The sequence below is a fragment of the Burkholderia sp. lig30 genome, from assembly GCF_000687455.2.
Classification (GTDB): Bacteria; Pseudomonadota; Gammaproteobacteria; order Burkholderiales; family Burkholderiaceae; genus Burkholderia.
The window spans coordinates 22,475-40,790 of record NZ_JGVW01000099.1 but is presented as its reverse complement, the minus strand read 5'-3'; the positions used below and the strand labels follow the sequence as shown (position 1 = coordinate 40,790).

The 18,316-nt window shown below is 66.2% G+C and carries 19 protein-coding genes and 1 tRNA gene; 14 read left to right on the top strand and 6 right to left on the bottom strand.

Translation table 11 applies throughout. The annotated features are described in order from the left end of the window. Positions 1–85: 85 nt before the first annotated feature. Entirely contained in the window at positions 86–1,300 is a 1,215-nt protein-coding gene (locus LIG30_RS20310; RefSeq protein ID WP_038714894.1) for a Do family serine endopeptidase, read from the bottom strand. Positions 1,301–1,321: 21 nt separating this feature from the next. Between LIG30_RS20310 and LIG30_RS20305 the strand changes: the two genes are divergently transcribed. From LIG30_RS20305 to LIG30_RS20270, 8 genes are all read left to right on the top strand, one after another. Continuing rightward, the gene (locus LIG30_RS20305) at positions 1,322–2,068 is read left to right on the top strand and encodes a Nif3-like dinuclear metal center hexameric protein (protein WP_038714893.1); all 747 of its coding nucleotides are present in this window, start codon (positions 1,322–1,324) and stop codon (positions 2,066–2,068) included. Positions 2,069–2,286: 218 nt separating this feature from the next. After that, complete coding sequence (gene petA / locus LIG30_RS20300; protein WP_038714892.1) at positions 2,287–2,907, top strand: ubiquinol-cytochrome c reductase iron-sulfur subunit; 621 nt, start codon at positions 2,287–2,289, stop codon at positions 2,905–2,907. Then, positions 2,907–4,289 (top strand): cytochrome b, encoded by a 1,383-nt coding sequence (locus LIG30_RS20295; RefSeq protein ID WP_038714891.1) that lies wholly within the window; start codon positions 2,907–2,909, stop codon positions 4,287–4,289. Before petA ends, LIG30_RS20295 begins: the two co-directional genes overlap by 1 nt. 21 nt (positions 4,290–4,310) lie before the next feature. After that, positions 4,311–5,069, top strand: coding sequence for a cytochrome c1 (locus LIG30_RS20290; RefSeq protein ID WP_038714890.1), 759 nt, complete (start codon positions 4,311–4,313; stop codon positions 5,067–5,069). Between the two features lie 93 nt (positions 5,070–5,162). Then, a complete protein-coding gene (locus LIG30_RS20285) occupies positions 5,163–5,774 on the top strand; it encodes a glutathione S-transferase N-terminal domain-containing protein (RefSeq protein WP_006400565.1) in 612 nt (203 codons plus the stop codon). A gap of 59 nt (positions 5,775–5,833) precedes the next feature. Further along, positions 5,834–6,355 (top strand): ClpXP protease specificity-enhancing factor, encoded by a 522-nt coding sequence (locus LIG30_RS20280; RefSeq protein WP_038714889.1) that lies wholly within the window; start codon positions 5,834–5,836, stop codon positions 6,353–6,355. Positions 6,356–6,374: 19 nt separating this feature from the next. Then, a tRNA-Thr gene (locus tag LIG30_RS20275) sits at positions 6,375–6,450 on the top strand. A 452-nt stretch (positions 6,451–6,902) separates the two neighbouring features. After that, a complete protein-coding gene (locus tag LIG30_RS20270; protein ID WP_038714888.1) occupies positions 6,903–7,970 on the top strand; it encodes a diguanylate cyclase in 1,068 nt (355 codons plus the stop codon). 96 nt (positions 7,971–8,066) lie between these two features. Here LIG30_RS20270 and LIG30_RS20265 read toward each other — a convergent pair whose 3' ends face one another. Further along, positions 8,067–8,867 carry a transporter substrate-binding domain-containing protein gene (locus LIG30_RS20265; protein ID WP_038714887.1) on the bottom strand — a complete coding sequence of 267 codons (801 nt, stop codon included), beginning with the start codon at positions 8,865–8,867 and terminating at the stop codon, positions 8,067–8,069. 172 nt (positions 8,868–9,039) lie between these two features. Further along, positions 9,040–9,648 (bottom strand): hypothetical protein, encoded by a 609-nt coding sequence (locus tag LIG30_RS20260; protein WP_038714886.1) that lies wholly within the window; start codon positions 9,646–9,648, stop codon positions 9,040–9,042. Between the two features lie 374 nt (positions 9,649–10,022). On the opposite strand from LIG30_RS20260, the gene LIG30_RS20255 reads away from it, so the two are divergent. The 3 genes from LIG30_RS20255 to LIG30_RS20245 all read left to right on the top strand — a co-directional run bounded on the left by LIG30_RS20255 (position 10,023) and on the right by LIG30_RS20245 (position 12,756). Continuing rightward, entirely contained in the window at positions 10,023–10,517 is a 495-nt protein-coding gene (locus LIG30_RS20255; RefSeq protein ID WP_038714885.1) for an LEA type 2 family protein, read from the top strand. 127 nt (positions 10,518–10,644) lie between these two features. Then, entirely contained in the window at positions 10,645–11,775 is a 1,131-nt protein-coding gene (locus LIG30_RS20250; protein ID WP_038714884.1) for a N5-glutamine methyltransferase family protein, read from the top strand. A gap of 93 nt (positions 11,776–11,868) precedes the next feature. Continuing rightward, positions 11,869–12,756, top strand: coding sequence for a class I SAM-dependent methyltransferase (locus LIG30_RS20245; RefSeq protein WP_038715005.1), 888 nt, complete (start codon positions 11,869–11,871; stop codon positions 12,754–12,756). A gap of 76 nt (positions 12,757–12,832) precedes the next feature. Here LIG30_RS20245 and LIG30_RS20240 read toward each other — a convergent pair whose 3' ends face one another. Both LIG30_RS20240 and LIG30_RS20235 read right to left on the bottom strand, forming a co-directional pair. Next, on the bottom strand, positions 12,833–13,405 hold the full coding sequence (locus tag LIG30_RS20240) for a DUF1415 domain-containing protein (protein ID WP_038714883.1): 573 nt from the start codon (positions 13,403–13,405) through the stop codon (positions 12,833–12,835). Between the two features lie 174 nt (positions 13,406–13,579). Next, complete coding sequence (locus LIG30_RS20235) at positions 13,580–14,200, bottom strand: TetR/AcrR family transcriptional regulator (RefSeq protein WP_038714881.1); 621 nt, start codon at positions 14,198–14,200, stop codon at positions 13,580–13,582. Positions 14,201–14,378: 178 nt separating this feature from the next. On the opposite strand from LIG30_RS20235, the gene LIG30_RS20230 reads away from it, so the two are divergent. The 3 genes from LIG30_RS20230 (at position 14,379) to LIG30_RS20220 (ending at position 17,910) form a co-directional block, all read left to right on the top strand. Next, on the top strand, positions 14,379–15,662 hold the full coding sequence (locus tag LIG30_RS20230) for an MFS transporter (protein WP_038715004.1): 1,284 nt from the start codon (positions 14,379–14,381) through the stop codon (positions 15,660–15,662). Positions 15,663–15,813: 151 nt separating this feature from the next. Then, the gene (locus LIG30_RS20225) at positions 15,814–16,419 is read left to right on the top strand and encodes a nitroreductase family protein (protein ID WP_038714879.1); all 606 of its coding nucleotides are present in this window, start codon (positions 15,814–15,816) and stop codon (positions 16,417–16,419) included. A gap of 240 nt (positions 16,420–16,659) precedes the next feature. Then, on the top strand, positions 16,660–17,910 hold the full coding sequence (locus LIG30_RS20220) for an Hsp70 family protein (protein ID WP_038714878.1): 1,251 nt from the start codon (positions 16,660–16,662) through the stop codon (positions 17,908–17,910). A gap of 127 nt (positions 17,911–18,037) precedes the next feature. Here LIG30_RS20220 and LIG30_RS20215 read toward each other — a convergent pair whose 3' ends face one another. After that, positions 18,038–18,241 (bottom strand): cold-shock protein, encoded by a 204-nt coding sequence (locus LIG30_RS20215; RefSeq protein WP_038714877.1) that lies wholly within the window; start codon positions 18,239–18,241, stop codon positions 18,038–18,040. Positions 18,242–18,316: the final 75 nt, after the last annotated feature.

Sequence of the window (18,316 nt, the reverse complement as noted above, 5' to 3'; positions counted from 1 at the left end):
GATGCGCCACAAACAAAAAGGGCAGCCGGATGGCTGCCCTTTTTTTTTGCACCGCGCGCGGGAGCGACCCGCGCAGGGGCGTTCGTCATTGCTCGTCGCCGCCATCCTGCTGCTGCTGGTCGAGCGTCTGCTTCGGCGGCGGCGGACGCTTGCCGATCACGACGGTCAGATCGAATTCCTTGCCCTTGCGTACCAGGTGAACCTTGGTCGCCGCGCCCGGCTTGATCTGCGCGACGACGTTCAGCAGCTTCGTCGTGTCGGTGATGTCCTCGCCGTTGACCGTCACGAGGATATCGCCGGGGCGGATGCCCGCCTTGTCGGCCGGGCCGCCCTGCAGCACGCCGGCGACGATCGCGCCCGAGTTCTGCGCGAGGCCGAACGATTCGGCGATCTCGGGCGTGACGTCCTGCGGCTCGACACCGATCCAGCCGCGCGTGACCGAGCCGGTCGTGATGATGCTCTCCAGCACCGAGCGCGCGGTCGACACCGGAATCGCGAAGCCGATGCCGAGCGAGCCGCCCGAGCGCGAGTAGATCGCCGTGTTGATGCCGAGCAGATTGCCGCTGACGTCGACGAGCGCGCCGCCGGAATTGCCCGGGTTGATCGGCGCGTCGGTCTGGATGAAGTTCTCGAACGTGTTGATGCCGAGATGGTTGCGGCCGAGCGCGCTGATGATCCCCATCGTGACCGTCTGCCCGACGCCGAACGGGTTGCCGATCGCGAGCACGACGTCGCCGACGCGCGCCTGGTCGGAACGCCCGAGCGTGATGGTCGGCAGGTTGGTCATGTTGATCTTCAGCACCGCGAGATCCGTTTCCGGATCGCTGCCGATCACCTTGGCGGTCGCCGTGCGGCCGTCGGCCAGCGCGACCTCGATCTGGTCGGCGCCGTCGACGACGTGCTGGTTCGTTAGAATGTAACCTTCCGGGCTCACGATAACGCCCGAGCCCAGGTTCGCGGCCGGCTCTTCCTGCTGCTTGCGCGTGTTGCGATCCCCGAAGAAATAACGGAACAACGGATCCTTCGTGCGCGGGTCCGCCGGCAGCGAGCCGTCCTTGCTGGAGAACACGTTGACGACGGCCGGCATCGCTTTTTGCGCGGCGTCCGCATACGACGTGGCCGCAGGCCCGCCACCGATGCCCGGCGCGACTTCGCGCAGCGCGACGATCGGCGTGGCGAGCTGCTTGCCGAGCTGCCCCTGACGCTGCAGCCATTGCGGCTTGAGCGTCACGACGATGAACATCAGCGCGAGCAGCACCGTGACCGCCTGGGCGAAGAACAGCCAGAAGCGTCTAAGCATCTGAATCGACTAGAGGTTTATATGGATCGGATCGAACTTGAATTGTACTTGAACAATACCCTCGAGGCCGCGCGCTTCAAGGACTATTGCCCGAACGGCCTGCAAGTCGAGGGGCGCCGCAAGATCGAGAAGATCGCAACGGGCGTGACCGCGTCGGCCGCGCTGCTCGAAGCGGCGCTCGAATGGGGCGCGGACGCGGTGCTCGTCCATCACGGCTATTTCTGGCGCAACGAGGCGCCGCAGATCACCGGCCGCAAGTACCAGCGCCTGAAGCTGCTGCTCGCGAACGACCTGAACCTGTTCGCGTTCCACCTGCCGCTCGACGCGCATCCCGAGCTCGGCAACAACGCGCAGCTCGGCGCAAAGCTCGGCCTGCTCTGCGAATCGCGCTTCGGCGAGCAGGATCTCGGCTGGATGGCGACGCTGCCGATGCCCGTCACGCTCGAGCACTTCGTCGCGAAAGTCGAACGGACGCTCGGCCGCACGCCGCTCGTGCTCGGCGATCGGGAGCAGCAACTGCGCCGCGTCGCATGGTGCACCGGCGCCGCGCAAAGCTACTTCGACGCGGCGATCGACGCCGGCGCCGACGTGTTCCTGACGGGCGAGGTGTCGGAGCCCGTCACGCACGCGGCGGCGGAGAGCGGCGTCGCGTACGTTGCGGCGGGACATCATGCGACCGAACGCTACGGCATCCAGGCGCTCGGCGCGCATCTGTCCGAGCAATTCGATCTCGAACACCTTTTTATCGATATCCATAATCCGGTTTGAACGCCGGACTGGCGGCGGCGCATCGACTCGCATCAGTGAAGCAAACGCTTAAAAGAAGTTTCGCGTGATTGTGCGGATAGTGGGGGGAAACCCTTAACTATCAATGACTTCGAGAGGATTTTCGTATCCGGGCCTTGTAAATGGCAACTCCATTCGCGCACACTAGCGGCGGAATGGAAAGTCGTGACGGAAAATCCAACTCAGAAGTGGGGCGTGTGATGCGAGACAAGAAAGAAGAACGCGTCGACAGCGGCCGCCGTACCTGGCTGATTGCGACATCCGTAGCCAGTGGCGTGGGAGGCGTCGCCACTGTCATCCCATTCGCGGCGTCGCTGGCGCCGTCGGCCCGGGCTAGGGCGGCCGGCGCGCCGGTCGAGGTCGACATCGGCGCGCTGAAGCCCGGCGAGATGCTCACCGTCGCATGGCGCGGCAAGCCTGTCTGGGTGCTGAACCGCACCGATGCGATGCTCGCCGACGTCACCCGGGCCGACCACGAAGTCGCCGATCCGGCCACCCGATCCACCTATTCGATGCCGCTGCCCGCGTATTGCGCGAACGAGTACCGCGCGCGGGCCGATCGCAAGAACATCCTCGTCGTGATGGCCGTGTGCACGCATCTCGGCTGCACGCCGTCGCAGCGCTTCACCCCGGGCCCGCAGCCGAACCTGCCGGACGACTGGCCGGGCGGCTTCCTGTGCCCGTGCCACGGCTCGACCTACGATCTGGCCGGCCGCGTCTTCAAGAACAAGCCGGCCCCGCAGAATCTCGACATCCCGCCCTACATGTTCACGTCCGCGACGACGCTCGTGATCGGCAGGGACGAGAAAGGAGAAGCGTAATGGCGACGGAACACAACGAAGTCACGACGACCGGGCTCACTGGCTGGATCGACGCGCGGTTCCCCTGGACCGTCACGCTGAAGAAGCACGTCACCGAATACTACGCGCCGAAGAACTTCAACTTCTGGTACTTCTTCGGGTCGCTCGCGCTGCTCGTGCTCGTCAACCAGATCGTCACCGGCATCTTCCTGACGATGAACTACAAGCCCGACTCGATGCTCGCGTTCGCGTCGGTCGAGTACATCATGCGCGAGGTGCCGTGGGGCTGGCTGATCCGCTACATGCACTCGACGGGCGCGTCGATGTTCTTCGTCGTCGTGTATCTGCACATGTTCCGCGGGCTGATGTACGGCTCGTACCGCAAGCCGCGCGAGCTGGTGTGGATCTTCGGCTGCGCGATTTTTCTGTGCCTGATGGCCGAGGCGTTCTTCGGCTACCTGCTGCCGTGGGGCCAGATGTCGTTCTGGGGCGCGCAGGTGATCGTGAACCTGTTCTCGGCGATTCCGTTCATCGGCCCGGACCTGTCGCTGTGGATCCGCGGCGACTACGTCGTGTCCGACGTCACGCTGAACCGTTTCTTCGCATTCCACGTGATCGCGATTCCGCTCGTGCTGATCGGCCTCGTGATCGCCCACCTCGTCGCGCTGCACGAAGTGGGGTCGAACAATCCGGACGGCATCGAGATCAAGGCGAAGAAGGACGAGAACGGCATCCCGCTCGACGGCATTCCGTTCCATCCGTATTACTCGGTACATGATTTCTTCGGCGTGTGCGTGTTCCTGATCGTGTTCGCGCTGATCGTGTTCTTCGCGCCGGAGATGGGCGGGTATTTCCTCGAGTCGAACAACTTCGTCCCGGCCAACCCGCTGCAGACGCCGCCGGAGATCGCGCCGGTGTGGTACTTCACCGCGTTCTACGCGATGCTGCGCGCGACGACCGACCCGTTCAAGATCGTGCTGATGAGCGTGATTGCGCTGCTCGGCGTGCTCGCGCTGGCGCGCGCGCGCGGCAAGTGGAAGATCGGGCTGCCGGTGCTGGCCGTGGCGATCGTTGCATTCATGTACCTGACCGAATCGAAGTTCTGGGGCGTCGTCGTGATGGGCTCGGCGGTGGTGTCGCTGTTCTTCCTGCCGTGGCTCGACCGCAGCCCGGTGAAGTCGATCCGCTACCGGCCGCTGTTTCACAAGGTGTTCCTCGGCATCTTCGTGGTCGCATTCCTGACCCTCGCGTTCCTCGGCACGCGGCCGCCGTCGCCCACCGCGACGGTGATCGCCCAGGTCTGCGCGCTCGTGTATTTCGCGTTCTTCCTCGGCATGCCGGTGTGGACGCCGCTGGGCACATTCAAGCAGCCGCCGGAGCGGGTGCGCTTCAAGCCCCATTAACGCGAGCGAGGAGAGAACGACATGAAGAAACTGCTTTCGACGCTCGCGCTGATCGGTGCGGCCGCGTGCGCGCTGGCGATGGCGCCGGCGCGTGCCGCGGAGGGCCATTTTCCGCTCGACCGCGCACCCGATAACACGGAAAATCTCGTTTCGCTTCAGCACGGCGCGCAATTGTTTGTAAACTATTGTCTGAATTGCCACAGCGCGAACCTGATGCGCTACAACCGTCTGACGGATCTGGGCATTTCCCGGAAGGAGATCGAGCAGAATCTCCTGTTCACGACCGACAAGGTCGGCAACACGATGTCCGTCGCGATGCGGCCCGACGACGCGAAGAACTGGCTGGGCGTGACGCCGCCGGATCTGTCCGTCGAGGCGCGCGCGCGCAGCCGGGACTGGCTGTATACGTATCTGCGGAGCTTTTACCGCGACGATACGCGGCCGACCGGCTGGAACAACGCGGTGTTCGAGAATGTCGGCATGCCCCACGTGCTCTGGCAGCTGCAGGGGCAACGCACCGCGAAATTCGAAGAAAAGACGGACGAGGAGACCGGCGAGAAGGTGCGCACGCTCGTCGGCTTCCAGCAGGTGAGCCCGGGGACGTTGTCTCCGGTGGATTATGATGCTGCCGTGGCCGACCTGGTGGCGTACATGACGTGGATGGCCGAACCCGCCCAGCAGACCCGCAAGCGTCTCGGCATGTGGGTGCTGGTGTTTCTCGGCATCCTGACTTTCCTGGCCTGGCGGCTCAATGCCGCGTACTGGAAAGATATCAAGTAATCACGCCTGACCGGCGTGGGGCCGGCGCGACGAGCGACCCGACAGCGGGTTGTTCCGGGCGCCGGCCGTCGGCTTTTTTGAGGAAACGCAAATATGATGGTTCTGTATTCCGGCACAACTTGCCCGTTCTCCCAGCGTTGCCGGCTGGTGTTGTTCGAGAAGGGCATGGACTTCGAAATCCGCGACGTCGACCTGTTCAACAAGCCGGAAGACATTTCGGTGATGAACCCGTACGGCCAGGTGCCGATTCTCGTCGAGCGCGACCTGATCCTGTACGAGTCGAACATCATCAACGAGTACATCGACGAACGCTTCCCACACCCGCAGCTGATGCCGGCCGATCCGGTGCAGCGCGCGCGCGCGCGCCTGTTCCTGCTCAACTTCGAGAAGGAACTGTTCGTGCACGTGAGCACGCTCGAGAACGAGAAGGGCAAGGCGGCGGAGAAAAATCACGAGAAGGCACGCCTCGCGATCCGCGATCGCCTGACGCAGCTCGCGCCGATCTTCGTGAAGAACAAGTACATGCTCGGCGAAGAGTTCTCGATGCTCGACGTCGCGATCGCGCCGCTGCTGTGGCGTCTCGATCACTACGGCATCGAGCTGTCGAAGAATGCCGCGCCGCTGATGAAGTACGCGGAACGGATCTTCAGCCGTCCGGCGTATATCGAAGCGCTGACGCCTTCCGAAAAGGTCATGCGTCGTTAATGGCGTGACGGAGAGGGCCGCGCGGTTCGCCGTGCGCCCGCTCCCGTTCGAGGAACGTGATGCAAGAGATTTCAACCAAGCCGTATCTGCTGCGCGCGCTGTACGAGTGGTGCACGGACAACGGTTATACGCCGCACATCGCGGTGAGGGTCGACAATTCGACGCGCGTGCCGCGTCAGTTCGTCCGCAATGGCGAGATCGTGCTCAACATCAGCTTCGAGGCGACGAGCCAGCTGCAGATGGGCAACGAGTGGATCGAATTCACCGCGCGGTTCTCCGGCAAGGCGCACAAGATCGAGATTCCGGTAGCCAACGTGCTCGCGATCTATGCGCGGGAGAACGGGCAGGGGATGGCGTTCCAGGTCGAAGCCGTGGCCGGGGAGGGCACGGAGTCGAGCGAGCTCGACAGCGAGGAACTGGCGGACGAGCCGGCCGACGACGCGCGTAGCGCACCGGCCGCACTGGCGCCCGTGACCGACAGCGGGGCGAATGAGGAACCGGCCGATGAGGCAGGCGAGTCGCCGAAGTCCGACGGCGATGGCTCGAAGGGCGGCAGGCCTCGCCTCAAGATCGTGAAATGAGGTAGAATTCCACGCTTATGCCGGCTTAGCTCATCTGGTAGAGCAGTTGATTTGTAATCATCAGGTGGCGGGTTCGAGTCCTGCAGCCGGCACCAGTCAGATCGAGGGGTTACAGCGTTCAGCGTTGTAACCCCTTTCTCTTTTTCGGCATCATGTAACGGCCGCGTCCCCCGCTTGCCCGACGCGTCGCCGTTCCCGCGAACGGACAATCGGCGTTCACTGCCGCGTTGGTGATTCGTTCTTCACGCGGTCGGGCTTGGTCGCTGTCCGGTCCCATGCTCGCCCCGCACAAGTGGTGCATCCTCGAATGCTGGCGATTGCGGGCCTCGGCACCTCGTCGATGAACGGTTGCCGGGAATCGGCCACGCCAGTCGGAGCCGTTCGTGCTTTCGATGGCAACTCTCTCACCTGTCCTGTATGTCTGGCGTCCTGTGCGACGCCACTTCCCCCCAGAAGCGAATAGAAAGACCGTGTCGCAAATGGCACAATGATCCGGTGCTAAATTCCATGTCGGCCATCGGAACATCACCATTCGAATAACGACACCATGACACCAGAAAAGAAACACCTGCCCGGCAGGGGCAAGCGTTTCGTCGAACGCATCTATCGCCTCCGGGTCGTGGGGCTGGCGCTGGGTTTCTTCTGTGTCGCTTCCGTTTTCCGCGAGCAGGATCGTGGCTTTGCCCTGTGGGCGCTGCTCGTATTTCATGGTTTCCTGTGGCCGCACATCGCCCGTCGGGCCGCATACGCGTGGGACGTCCCGTATCGCGGCGAACTGGTCAATCTGATGATCGACGCGGCGTTCGGTGGATTCTGGGTCGCGGGGATGCGATTCAACGTGCTCCCGAGCGTCCTGATCGTTGTCATGCTCAGCATGGACAACATTGCCGCGGGCGGATTGCGCCTGTTTCTGCTGGGCGTCGCCTCCCATCTTGCCGGCTTGCTCGGCGGGCTGCTGCTTGTCGGATTCGCGTTCGAACCGATGTCGCACATGCCGACGATTCTGGCGTGTCTCCCGTTCCTCGTCGTCTATCCGCTCGTGCTCGGGTGGTCGACCTACCGGATATCTCAAAGGCTGGCCGAAAAAACGCGGGCGCTGGAGCATCTGAGCCGCACCGATGGCCTTACGGGGCTGCTGAACCGGCGCGCGTGGGAAAGCGTGCTGGCGGACGAATTCGAACGATGTCGCGCAATGCAGTCGACGTCGTCGCTGCTGCTGATCGACCTCGATCATTTCAAGCGGATCAACGACACGCTCGGACACCCGGTCGGCGACACGGTGCTGAAAACCCTCGCGACCATGCTGCGCGATCACTTCGAGGACGGCGACGGGATCGGCCGCTATGGCGGGGAGGAATTCGGCGTCGTGTTGCGCGATTCGACATTGACGACGGCAACGCTCACCGCCGAGCAGTTCGTGGTGGTCGTGAGGCAGAACGTCCGCGGGGCCGCTCCCGGTTCGCCGTGCACCATCAGCATCGGCGTTGCTCAATATGACGCGACGATGCCGGATCACTCGGCATGGCTGCAGCGAGCCGACGCGAGTCTGTATTCCGCCAAACTCGGCGGGCGCGATCGCGTGGGCGTGGCCGACGTGACGGCGTCGCAGGCGTGATCCCCGCGCCGTTCGATCCGGACCACGCCGTCGGCAGGAAGGGCTGCGCACCACGCCGCCGACACCCCCGGCCGGCGCGCAGCCTCCCGCTCCTCGTTACTGCGCGACCGGCTGCGTCACATCCGTGCCGAACCAGTGAACCGACAGCTTCTTCAGCGTCCCGTCCTGCCGCAGCGAATTCAGTGCGTCGTCGATCGCCTTCGCGAACTTCGGGTTGCCCTTGCGGAACGGGATGCCCATTTCCTGCTTGCCGCCGTTCAGCACGGCGCCCGGACGAAGCGGCAGGTTCGACGTCTTGATGATGTACGGCAGCATCAGCCGGTCGTCGAGCGTCGCCTCGATGCGGCCAGCCGCCAGATCGCGCAGTTTCTCGGGCGCGCCGGGGTAGGTCTGCACCTCGATGCCTGGGACGGCGCGCGCCATCTGGTCATAGTTGGTGCCGAGCGTCACGCCGAGCTTCTTCCCCTTGAACTCGTCGAGCGACTTGAATTCGCGCTTGTCGTTCGCGCGCTGGATCAACTGCGCCGCGGAGAACGTGTACGGCTGGCTGAAGTCGATCACCTGCTTGCGCTGCGGCGTGATGGTGACCTGGTTGACGATCACGTCGAACTTCCCGGCCTGCAGGCCGGCGATGATGCCGCTCCACTCGGTCGGAACGAATTGCGTTTTCACGCCGAGCTTGCCCGCGACCGCCTTCGCGACGTCCACGTCGAAGCCCTCGAGCTGGCCGTCGCTGTTTCGATAATTAAACGGCGGATAGGTGCCCTCCAGGCCGACCTTGAGCACGCCGGCCTGCTTGACCGAATCCAGCAGGTCTTCCGCGTGCGCGGCGACGGCGGTGAAGCCCAGGGCCGACGCGAACAAGACGCTTGAGAGCAGGAACTTCGAGGGTTTCATCGCAAATCTCCGTTTGTCATTGAGAGTCAGGCAGCGATTTCTGTTTCTGGTTGTCGCGGCACGCTGCCCGAATGCCGAAGCCTGATTGTGTCGATAACGGGGCCGAAGGGGAAGCCGGGGCGTTGCGTCCATCCATCCGGCTGTGCCAGTCGCCGCAGCGTGGTTGCGTGGATTACTCCGGAAACGTCGATTCGGTGAACGCGGTCCGCTTGCCGTCGATCGTGAACGCGTACTCCATCGTGTCCTTCGACTTCAGCCATTGAATCGAAAGCACGACCGTCCGCGCGCCGACCGAGAACTGCATGTCGGTCTGTTCCGCGCCGCGGAAGTCCGCGGCAATGACGGCCGCCGAGTAGGGCGAGAGGGCGGGCGGGATGCGGAGATACCCGACGAGATTCCGCATGCTGGCGTTCTGCTCGGCCGGCGCGGCCAGCTTTGCTTCGTAGATGTACTTGCCGCCCGTGATGCTCTTCAGGTGGGCGGTGTCGTCGTCGTCCCACGGGTACTTGTCCAGCAACTGCGGCAGGGTGACCGGCAACGGCGTGTCGACCCGCACGCAGCAGAAGATCTCAGCCTTCGTGCCGGCGGCGGCGAGCGCGGTAAACGTCGTGGCTTTTTCGATCCTGCGGTCCGTGACGACGATGTCGACGCGGACAGGACCGCTTTCGCCCTGGTTCGCCGTGACGGCCATCTGTTCCCACAAGCCGACCATCGGCGCGTCGTCGGCGTGGACGACGCCGCAAGTCAGCGTCACCGCGATCAATGCGAGCGTCTTCTTCATGGGGCTCCTCGATGCAGGGCATGGGGTCGCACTGCGCGCATTCTCATTCTGGTTCGGCAAGCGATCCCCTTCAGGCACGGCCAGTCAGGCACGGCCAGTCAGGCACGGCCGGTCAGGCGCGGCCGGAGCGGAGCGTGAATCCGCATGCGGTGTGAGCCTATCCCAAAGACGCTTTGGCGCGCCATTGCCGAATGCCCGGCCACTCGGGTATGGCCGCCGCCTTGCTCTGCGTGCCGTCGCCCGGCGTGTCGAACACGCCGGACACGCTTCGGAGGACCGAGGATGTGCCGCGCGCGCTTCGGCGACGAAATGCGGCGTGGCTCCCCGCGCTCAGTACAATGGGCTTTCGATCGTTTGTCCCGAGGATTCCGCTCATGCAACGTTCCGCGTCCCGGTTGGGCTGGCTGCGTGCCGCGCTGTCGCTGTGCATTCTGGCAATCGCGCTCGGCGGTTGCGCGAGCCTGTCGAGGGAACCGGTGCGCGTCACCGTCGTGGGCCTGGAGCCGCTCGCCGGGCAAGGGCTGGAGATGCGCTTCAACCTGAAGCTGCGCGTGCAGAATCCGCGCGACGCCGCCATCGAATACGAAGGCATCGCGCTCGATCTCGAACTGAACGGCTCGCCGTTCGCGAGCGGCGTGAGCAATCGCGCGGGCGTCGTGCCGGGTTTCGGCGAGGCGGTGCTCGAGGTCCCCGTCACGGTGTCGGCGTTCGCCGCCGCGCGCCAGGCGTGGCTATTTGCCGATGCCGCCTCGGCGGGGGAGCTGCCGTACGCGCTGCACGGGCGGCTTGCTGGCGGGATGCTCGGCACCGTGCGCTTCTCGGACGCCGGGGTCCTGCGCCTGCCGGCGATGCCGGGGTGGGGCGGCTGACGCTCGCCTGCCGCGGCGTGCGGTGCGAAGATGTCGCATGCGCTTTGCCGCGCCGGGCAAAGCGCGGTATGGTGTCGTCCGCGCGGCGCGACCCGCCGCATTTCCAGCCAACCGTTGCCGAGTTCGCGTGACTGATTTCCCCGTTTTCCACTGGACCGACGCCGCCGGCGCCGACCATGCCGTGCGCTGGCGCTCCGAGGCCGGCATGCCGCCGCCGAAGCGCGCGCTGCCCGCCGACGACCGCATGACCGCCGACGCGGCCTACCGGCTCGCGTGCGAGGGCACCGCGCTCGTCTGGCAGGGCGACTTCCAGAATGCCCGCCAGCTGGTGCAGGCGATGGCGCGGCGGATCGACCGCAAGCCGAAGAAGTCGAAGGCGGCGGCCGGCGCCGAGGCGTTCAACCTGCACCGCCTCGCGCAATCGCAGCGCGCCCGCACGCTCGGCATGGTGCTGATTCCGCTCGACGCGGGCTACGCGATCCCGCTGCGCCGCGCGCCCGACGTGCATGCGGCGTGCGAGGAGGCCTACGGCCCGGGCGGCGAGCCGTCCGTCGTGTCGCTGCGCGAGCTGCTCGGCCTCGTCGGCGCGCACGAGTGGCGCAAGAAGGGCGTGCCGATCCCCGCGCTCGGCGCATCGATCCATCCGCATTACGGCGTGTTCTCGCCGGTGCGTGGCGAATACGTCGAACTGGTCGCGCGCGCACCGCTGCCTGCCGACACGCTCGCGTTCGACATCGGCACCGGCACCGGCGTGCTCGCGGCGGTGCTCGCGGCGCGCGGCGTCAAGCGCATCGTCGCGACTGACCAAGACCCGCGTGCGCTCGCGTGCGCGCGCGAGAACGTCGAGCGGCTCGGCTGCGCGGCGCAAGTCGAGGTCGTGCAGGCGGATCTGTTCCCCGCGGGCCGCGCGCCGCTGGTGGTCTGCAATCCGCCGTGGGTGCCGGCGCGCCCGAGCTCGCCGATCGAGTATGCGGTCTTCGATCCGGACAGCCGGATGCTGCGCGGCTTTCTCGCGGGGCTTGCCGCGCATCTCGAACCGGGTGGCGAAGGCTGGCTGATCCTGTCCGATTTCGCCGAGCATCTGGGGCTGCGCACGCGCGACGCGCTGTTGAAGATGTTCGACGATGCGGGCCTCGTCGTGCTCGGCCGCGACGACATCCGCCCCGCGCATCCGAAGGCGAGCGACGCTGACGATCCGCTCCACGCCGCGCGCCGCGCCGAAGTCACGTCGCTGTGGCGGCTCGCCGCGCGCGATTGACCTGCGCGTTTTCGGTAAACTGACGCCATTCCTCACGATTTTCCGCTGCCGGGCCGCGCACATTGACCGTGCGCGGCCCGGCACCGCCCCATGATGTCGAACAAGACCTACGAAATCCGTCCGGAGCAGTCGATCGAGCTGCTTAAGGAACTGCACATCCTCACGCGCGACGGCAAGATGAATCAGGACAGCCGCCGCAAGCTGAAGCAGGTCTATCACCTGTTCCAGTTCATCGAGCCGCTGCTGGCCAGCGTGCAGGCGGACAACGGCAGCGTCACGCTCGTCGATCACGGCGCGGGCAAGTCGTATCTGGGCTTCATCCTGTACGACCTGTTCTTCAAGTCGCAGCCGGGCGCCGGTGCACCGGGCTGCGCATCGCACATCTACGGGATCGAGACCCGCGAGGAGCTGGTCGCGCGCTCGGAGGAACTGGCCGCGCGGCTCGGTTTCCGCGGGATGTCGTTCGTCAATCTGTCGGTGGCCGATTCGATCACGTCGCCGCGGCTGCCGCAGACGGTCGACGTCGTCACCGCGCTGCACGCGTGCGACACCGCGACCGACGACGCGATCCGCTTCGCGCTCGCGAAGCACGCGCGGTACATCGTGCTCGTGCCGTGCTGCCAGGCGGAAGTCGCGGGCGTGCTGCGGCGGAGCAAGGGCAAGTCGCTCGCCAGCGCGCTGACCGAAGTGTGGCGCCACCCGCTGCACACGCGCGAGTTCGGCAGCCAGATCACCAACGTGCTGCGCTGCCTGCAACTCGAGGCGCACGGCTATCAGGTGAGCGTGACCGAGCTGGTCGGCTGGGAACACTCGATGAAGAACGAACTGATCATCGCCCAGTACAAGAACCTGCCGCGCCGGCGGCCGAGCGAGCGCCTGAACGAAATTCTCGACATGTTCGGCCTCGCCGACCTGCGCGAGCGCTTTTTCGTGCCGGACGGCGGGCAGCCGGCCGCGGCCGAGGCGACGCCGGCCGACTGATCCGGTCGCGGCGCCAGGCCGGATACCGGCGCGGGCAGGCGCCGGGGCTTGTTCGCGTGATTCGCGGAAACAGGCGCTAGACGTCGTCGCCGGGGCGGCTCATCCATTTACGCCAGCCGTCGAGGCCGAGGCGGCGCAGGGTTTCTTGATTGCGTTCGTAGATATCCGACGCGTCGGGAAACACGGCGGCCGCGCGCGCGATGCTGTCTTCGCGCAGCAGATGCAGGATCGGATACGGCGCGCGGTTCGTGTAGTTCTCGATGTCGTCCGGCTCCGTGCCGTCGAACTGGTACTGCGGATGGAAGCTGGCGATCTGCAGCAGGCCTTCGAGCTTGAGCTGCCGCACGAGGCGGTCGGCGAAGAACAGCGCGTCGTTGAAGTCGAGGAAATCCGCGAATGCGTGCGGAAAGATCAGCAGCGTCGTGTCGATGTGCTGCGGATCGGCTGCTTCGAGCAGACGCAGTTCGGTTTCGAGACCGGCGAGCGCGTCCTCGAGCGTCGTCGCTTCGCTGATCGCGTAGCGCACCTGGTCCTTCACGTAGACGCTCTTCGCGAACGGGCACAGGTTGAGCCCGATCACCGCACGCGCGAGCCAGTGCCGGGTGGCGGCGAGGATGTCGTCGTTCGAGGCGGGGCGGGTGTCGGTCATGTCAGGTCGGATTCGGCGGTGAAGTCCGCATTGTAGCGAGCGTGGCGGCCGCTCCGCGCGTCGTGTGGCGACCGGTCGCTCGGTGTGCGGCGCGGCCTGGTCATGGGGCGGCTCGCCCCCGATGCAACGACGGATTCGTTCGCGTGCGGGTGGCGCATCGCGTCCCCGGCCCGCTTACGCGCAGGCGGCTTCGATCAGTTGCCGCACCAGCGCCGGCGCGGTGCCGATCGGCGTCGTGCCGTGCCGGTAGGTCTGGCTCGCCGCATAGATCCCCTCGATGACGAGCGCGAGCGCATCGGCGAGCGCCTGCGGCGCGCGCGCGCCGGCGCTGCCGCACAGCGCGACGAGCCGTGCCATCAGCCGTTCCTTGTTCTGCGCGACGCGCTCGCGCGCCGGATGCGACGCGTCCGGAAATTCGGCCGCGACGTTGACGAACGGACAGCCGCGATAGTCCTTCTGTGTCGCGCGTTCGGCGAGATCGACGAAATACTGGATCAACTGCGCTTTCGGGTTGCCCGGATGCTTCGCGACGCTCGCGTCGAAACGCTCGAAAAAGCACGCGTCCATGCGATCCAGATACGCGAGGATCAGTTCGTCCTTTGACGAGAACTGCCGGTACAGGCTCATCTTGTTGACGCCCGCGAGCTCGACGACCGCGTCGACGCCGACCGCGCGCACGCCTTCCCGGTAGAACAGCGCCTCGGCGGCGCGCAGCAGATGCTCGTGCGCGGTGGCGCCCGCGACCGGCCGGCGCTGACGCTGCGATGCGGGCTTGGTGGCCTCGGTGCCGGACATGCTGCCCTCGACGACGAAATTGACTGCTTGACATGTTACCGGTCAGTCACTACGATCGCAACCAGCTTGTGACCGATCGGTAACATTCGATCGCATCGACACTCTTTTTCCGAGCGTATCCGTGGCGTGGGCCTGCAGCGCAGGCGGCGACGGATGCCGCTCCCGGGAGAACATGGACATGAACTGGGCGGCAAGACGAATCGGCGGGCGATTCCATTATGGGTGGCTGGCGGCGGCGGTGGTGTTCCTGATCCTGCTGGCGGCGGCCGGCACGCGCGCGACGCCGAGCGTGCTGATGGTGCCGCTCGAGCGCGAACTGGGCTGGAGCCGCGCGACGATCTCGCTCGCGATCTCGGTGAACATCGCGCTGTACGGCCTGACGGGGCCATTCGCGGCCGCCGCGATGCAGCGCTTCGGGCTGCGGCCGACAATCCTCGTCGCGCTCGCGACGATGAGCGCAGGCGTCGCACTGTCGTCAATGATGATGGCGGCCTGGCAGATGGTGCTGATCTGGGGCCTGATGGTCGGCTGCTCGACTGGCGTGGTCGCGCTCACGTTGTCGGCGACCTTCGTCACGCGCTGGTTCCATGCGCGGCGCGGCCTGGTGATGGGCATCCTCACCGCGAGCACGGCGACCGGCCAGCTCGTGTTCCTGCCGATGCTCGCGGCGATCGCGCAGCATCACGGCTGGCGGCCGGTCGTGCTGGTCGTCGCGCTGGCGGCGGCCGTCGTGATTCCACTCGTCGCGCTGCTGCTGCCCGAGCGTCCCGCCGACGTCGCGCTGCGCCCGTACGGCGAGCCAGCCAGTGCGCCGGCCGCCGCCGACACTGGCAAGCAGAACCCGCTCGCCGTCGCGTTCGGCACGCTGCTGCGCGCGAGCCGCTCGCGCGACTTCTGGCTGCTGTTCTTCAGCTTTTTCATCTGCGGCGCGAGCACCAATGGCTACGTCGGCACCCACCTGATCGCGATGTGCAGCGACTACGGGATGACGCAAGTGCAGGGCGCCTCGCTGCTCGCCGCGATGGGCGTGTTCGACCTGTTCGGCACGACGCTGTCCGGCTGGCTGTCCGACCGCTATGACAGCCGCGTGCTGCTGTTCTGGTATTACGGCCTGCGCGGGCTGTCGTTGATCTACCTGCCGCATGCGTTCGGCATCGACTTCTTCGGCCTGCCGCTGTTCGCGGTGTTCTACGGCCTCGACTGGATCGCGACCGTGCCGCCGACCGTGCGCCTCGCGACCGACGTGTTCGGCAAGGCATCCGCGCCGATCGTGTTCGGCTGGATCGTCGCGGGCCACCAGCTCGGCGCGGCGTTCGCGGCGCTCGGCGCCGGGATGCTGCGCGCAAGTCTCGGCACCTACACGGTCGCGTCGATGATCTCGGGCGGTCTGTGCCTCGTCGGCGCGCTGATCGTGCTGCGGATCAACCGGGGGTCGGCGCGCACGGTCGCGCAGGCGCTCTGAGCGGGTCCGGGCCGGGCGCTGTCCGGCCCGGACTTTTGCACCCGACGCGATATGCATTGACCGGATGGAGGCGGCACGTGTCATCGCAAGCGGTTATGCTTGCGGTTCGCCGGGCGTTCGCGCCCCTTCACCGATGTCAGCGAGGATCTGCATGTCCGTCAAACCTGCTCCCACCACTGTTTCGATTCACGAACTGATCGCGGGCCGCTGGAGCCCGCGCGCCTATTCGAGCGAGCCCGTCAGCCCGGCACACCTGCACGCGGTGCTCGAGGCGGCGCGCTGGGCGCCGTCCGCGTACAACGCACAGCCGTGGCGCTTCATCGTATTCGACCGCGCGCAGGACGAAACGGCGTTCAAGCGCGCGTTCGCGACGCTCGTGCCGTTCAACCAGGGCTGGAACGCGCCCGCGCCGGTGCTCATCGCGGTCACCGCGCACACGCTGACGTCGAAGGGCGAGCCGAGCCATACCGCACTGTACGATGCGGGCGCCGCGGCGATGTCGCTGGTGCTGCAGGCGCACGCGCTCGGGCTTGCTGCGCACCAGATGAGCGGTTTCGATGCCAACGCGTTCCGTGATGCGTTCGAGATTCCGGCGGACGTGGCGATTCCGGCGATCATCTCGCTCGGCCACTACGGTGACGTCGACAAGCTCGACCCGGTGCTGCGCGAACGCGAGAAAGCGCCGCGCACGCGCCATCCGATCGGCGAGGTGGCGTACGCCGGCGCGTGGAAGAAGGGTTTCTCGAGCGCGGCATAACGCCTCCGAACCGCGAACCGTGCTGCCCGGCCGGCGCGCCGCGTCGGCGCTTCACGTGCGCCGATATCGGGGCTGGATAGGCGGCGCGGCCCGGCATGCCGGGCCGCGTGCGCCAACTGGCGCCGGCGTTGCGCGCAACGGCAGCGGCGGCGTGCCGCCGCCCGGTTGTGATCCCGTGGGCTTCGTGATAAAAAGCCCGTCCTTTCCCGTTTTCGCGCCTGCCATGCGGCGGCTCTTGCCATGACTTACTGCGCGATCGATTTCGGCACGTCCAATTCCGCGGTGGCGTTGCCGCACGGCAACGGCATGCGGCTTGCGCCCGTCGAGGGCGACCACCTGACCCTGCCGACCGCAATTTTCTTCAACAGCGACGAGCAGACGCTCGAATACGGCCGAGCGGCGCTCGCGTCGTATATCGACGGCTTCGACGGCCGCCTGATGCGCTCGATGAAGAGCATCCTCGGCTCGCCGCTCGCCGAGACGACGACCGATCTCGGCGACGGCTCCGCGATCGCCTACACCGAGATCATCGCGCGCTTCCTGCGGCACCTGAAGCAGAAGGCCGAGACCTGTGCGGGTGCGCCGATCGGCCGCGCGGTGCTTGGCCGGCCGGTGTTCTTCGTCGACGACGATCCGCGCGCCGACCGCCTCGCCGAGCAGCAGCTCGAGGCGGCCGCGCGGTCGGTCGGGCTCGCCGACGTGCATTTTCAGTACGAGCCGATCGCGGCGGCGTTCGATTACGAGTCGCGCCAGACGGACGAGCGGCTCGTGCTCGTCGCCGACATCGGCGGCGGCACCTCGGACTTCTCGCTGGTGCGGGTCGGCCCGGCACGGATGCAGCGGCTCGAACGCAAGGACGACGTGCTCGCGCACCACGGCGTGCACGTCGCCGGCACCGACTACGACCGGCGCGTCGAGCTGTCGGCGATCCTGCCGGCGTTCGGCTACCGGTCGCTCGATCCCGAAGGGCGCGAGCTGCCGAACCGGATCTACTTCGATCTCGCGACCTGGCACCTGATCAATACCGTCTACACGCCGAAGCGGCTCGGCGAGCTGAAGCTGATGCGGCATCTTTACCGCGACGCGCGGCATTTCGAGCGCCTCGTGCGAGTGGTCGAGCGGCGCCTCGGGCATGCGCTCGCGGCGCGCGCGGAAGAAGCGAAGATCGGTGTTGCTGCGGGCGGGGAGACGATGATCGACCTGAACGATGTCGAGGAGGATCTGCAGATCGCGTTCGACGCGAACCTGCTGATCGACGCGAGCCGCGACGACACCGCGCGGATCGTCGAGGCCGCGCGCGAGACCGTGCGGCTGGCGGGCGTCGCGCCGCGCGACGTCGGCGCGCTGTATTTCACCGGCGGCTCGACCGGACTCGCGTTCCTGTCGGGCGCGCTGGCGGCGGCGTTCGCCGACGCGCAGCCGGTGTTCGGCGACCGCCTCGCGAGCGTGGCGACCGGGCTCGGCATCCACGCGCAGCGCCTGTTTGGCTGAACGCGGCCGGCTAGGTGCGGCCGGCGAGGTGCGGCCGGCGAGGTGTGGCCGGCCGCGCGCGTCGCCAGAAAAACAAAAGCCCCGCCGAAGCGGGGCTTTTTTCGTCAGACGAAATCTCGCGCTGAACTTACAGCGGCTTGATGTTCGCTGCTTGCAGACCCTTCGGGCCGGTCTTCACTTCGAACTCGACCTTCTGGTTTTCTTGCAGCGTCTTGAAACCTTCGCTGCGGATTTCCGAGAAGTGCGCGAACAGATCGTCGCCGCCGCCTTCCGGGGTGATGAAGCCGAAGCCCTTTGCGTCGTTGAACCACTTGACGGTGCCGGTTGCCATATTACTTGTTCCTAAAAAGGTAAAACGGGGCCGAAGCCCAGGAGTGCATGAAAATCAAGGAAGGGGGTAATGGGA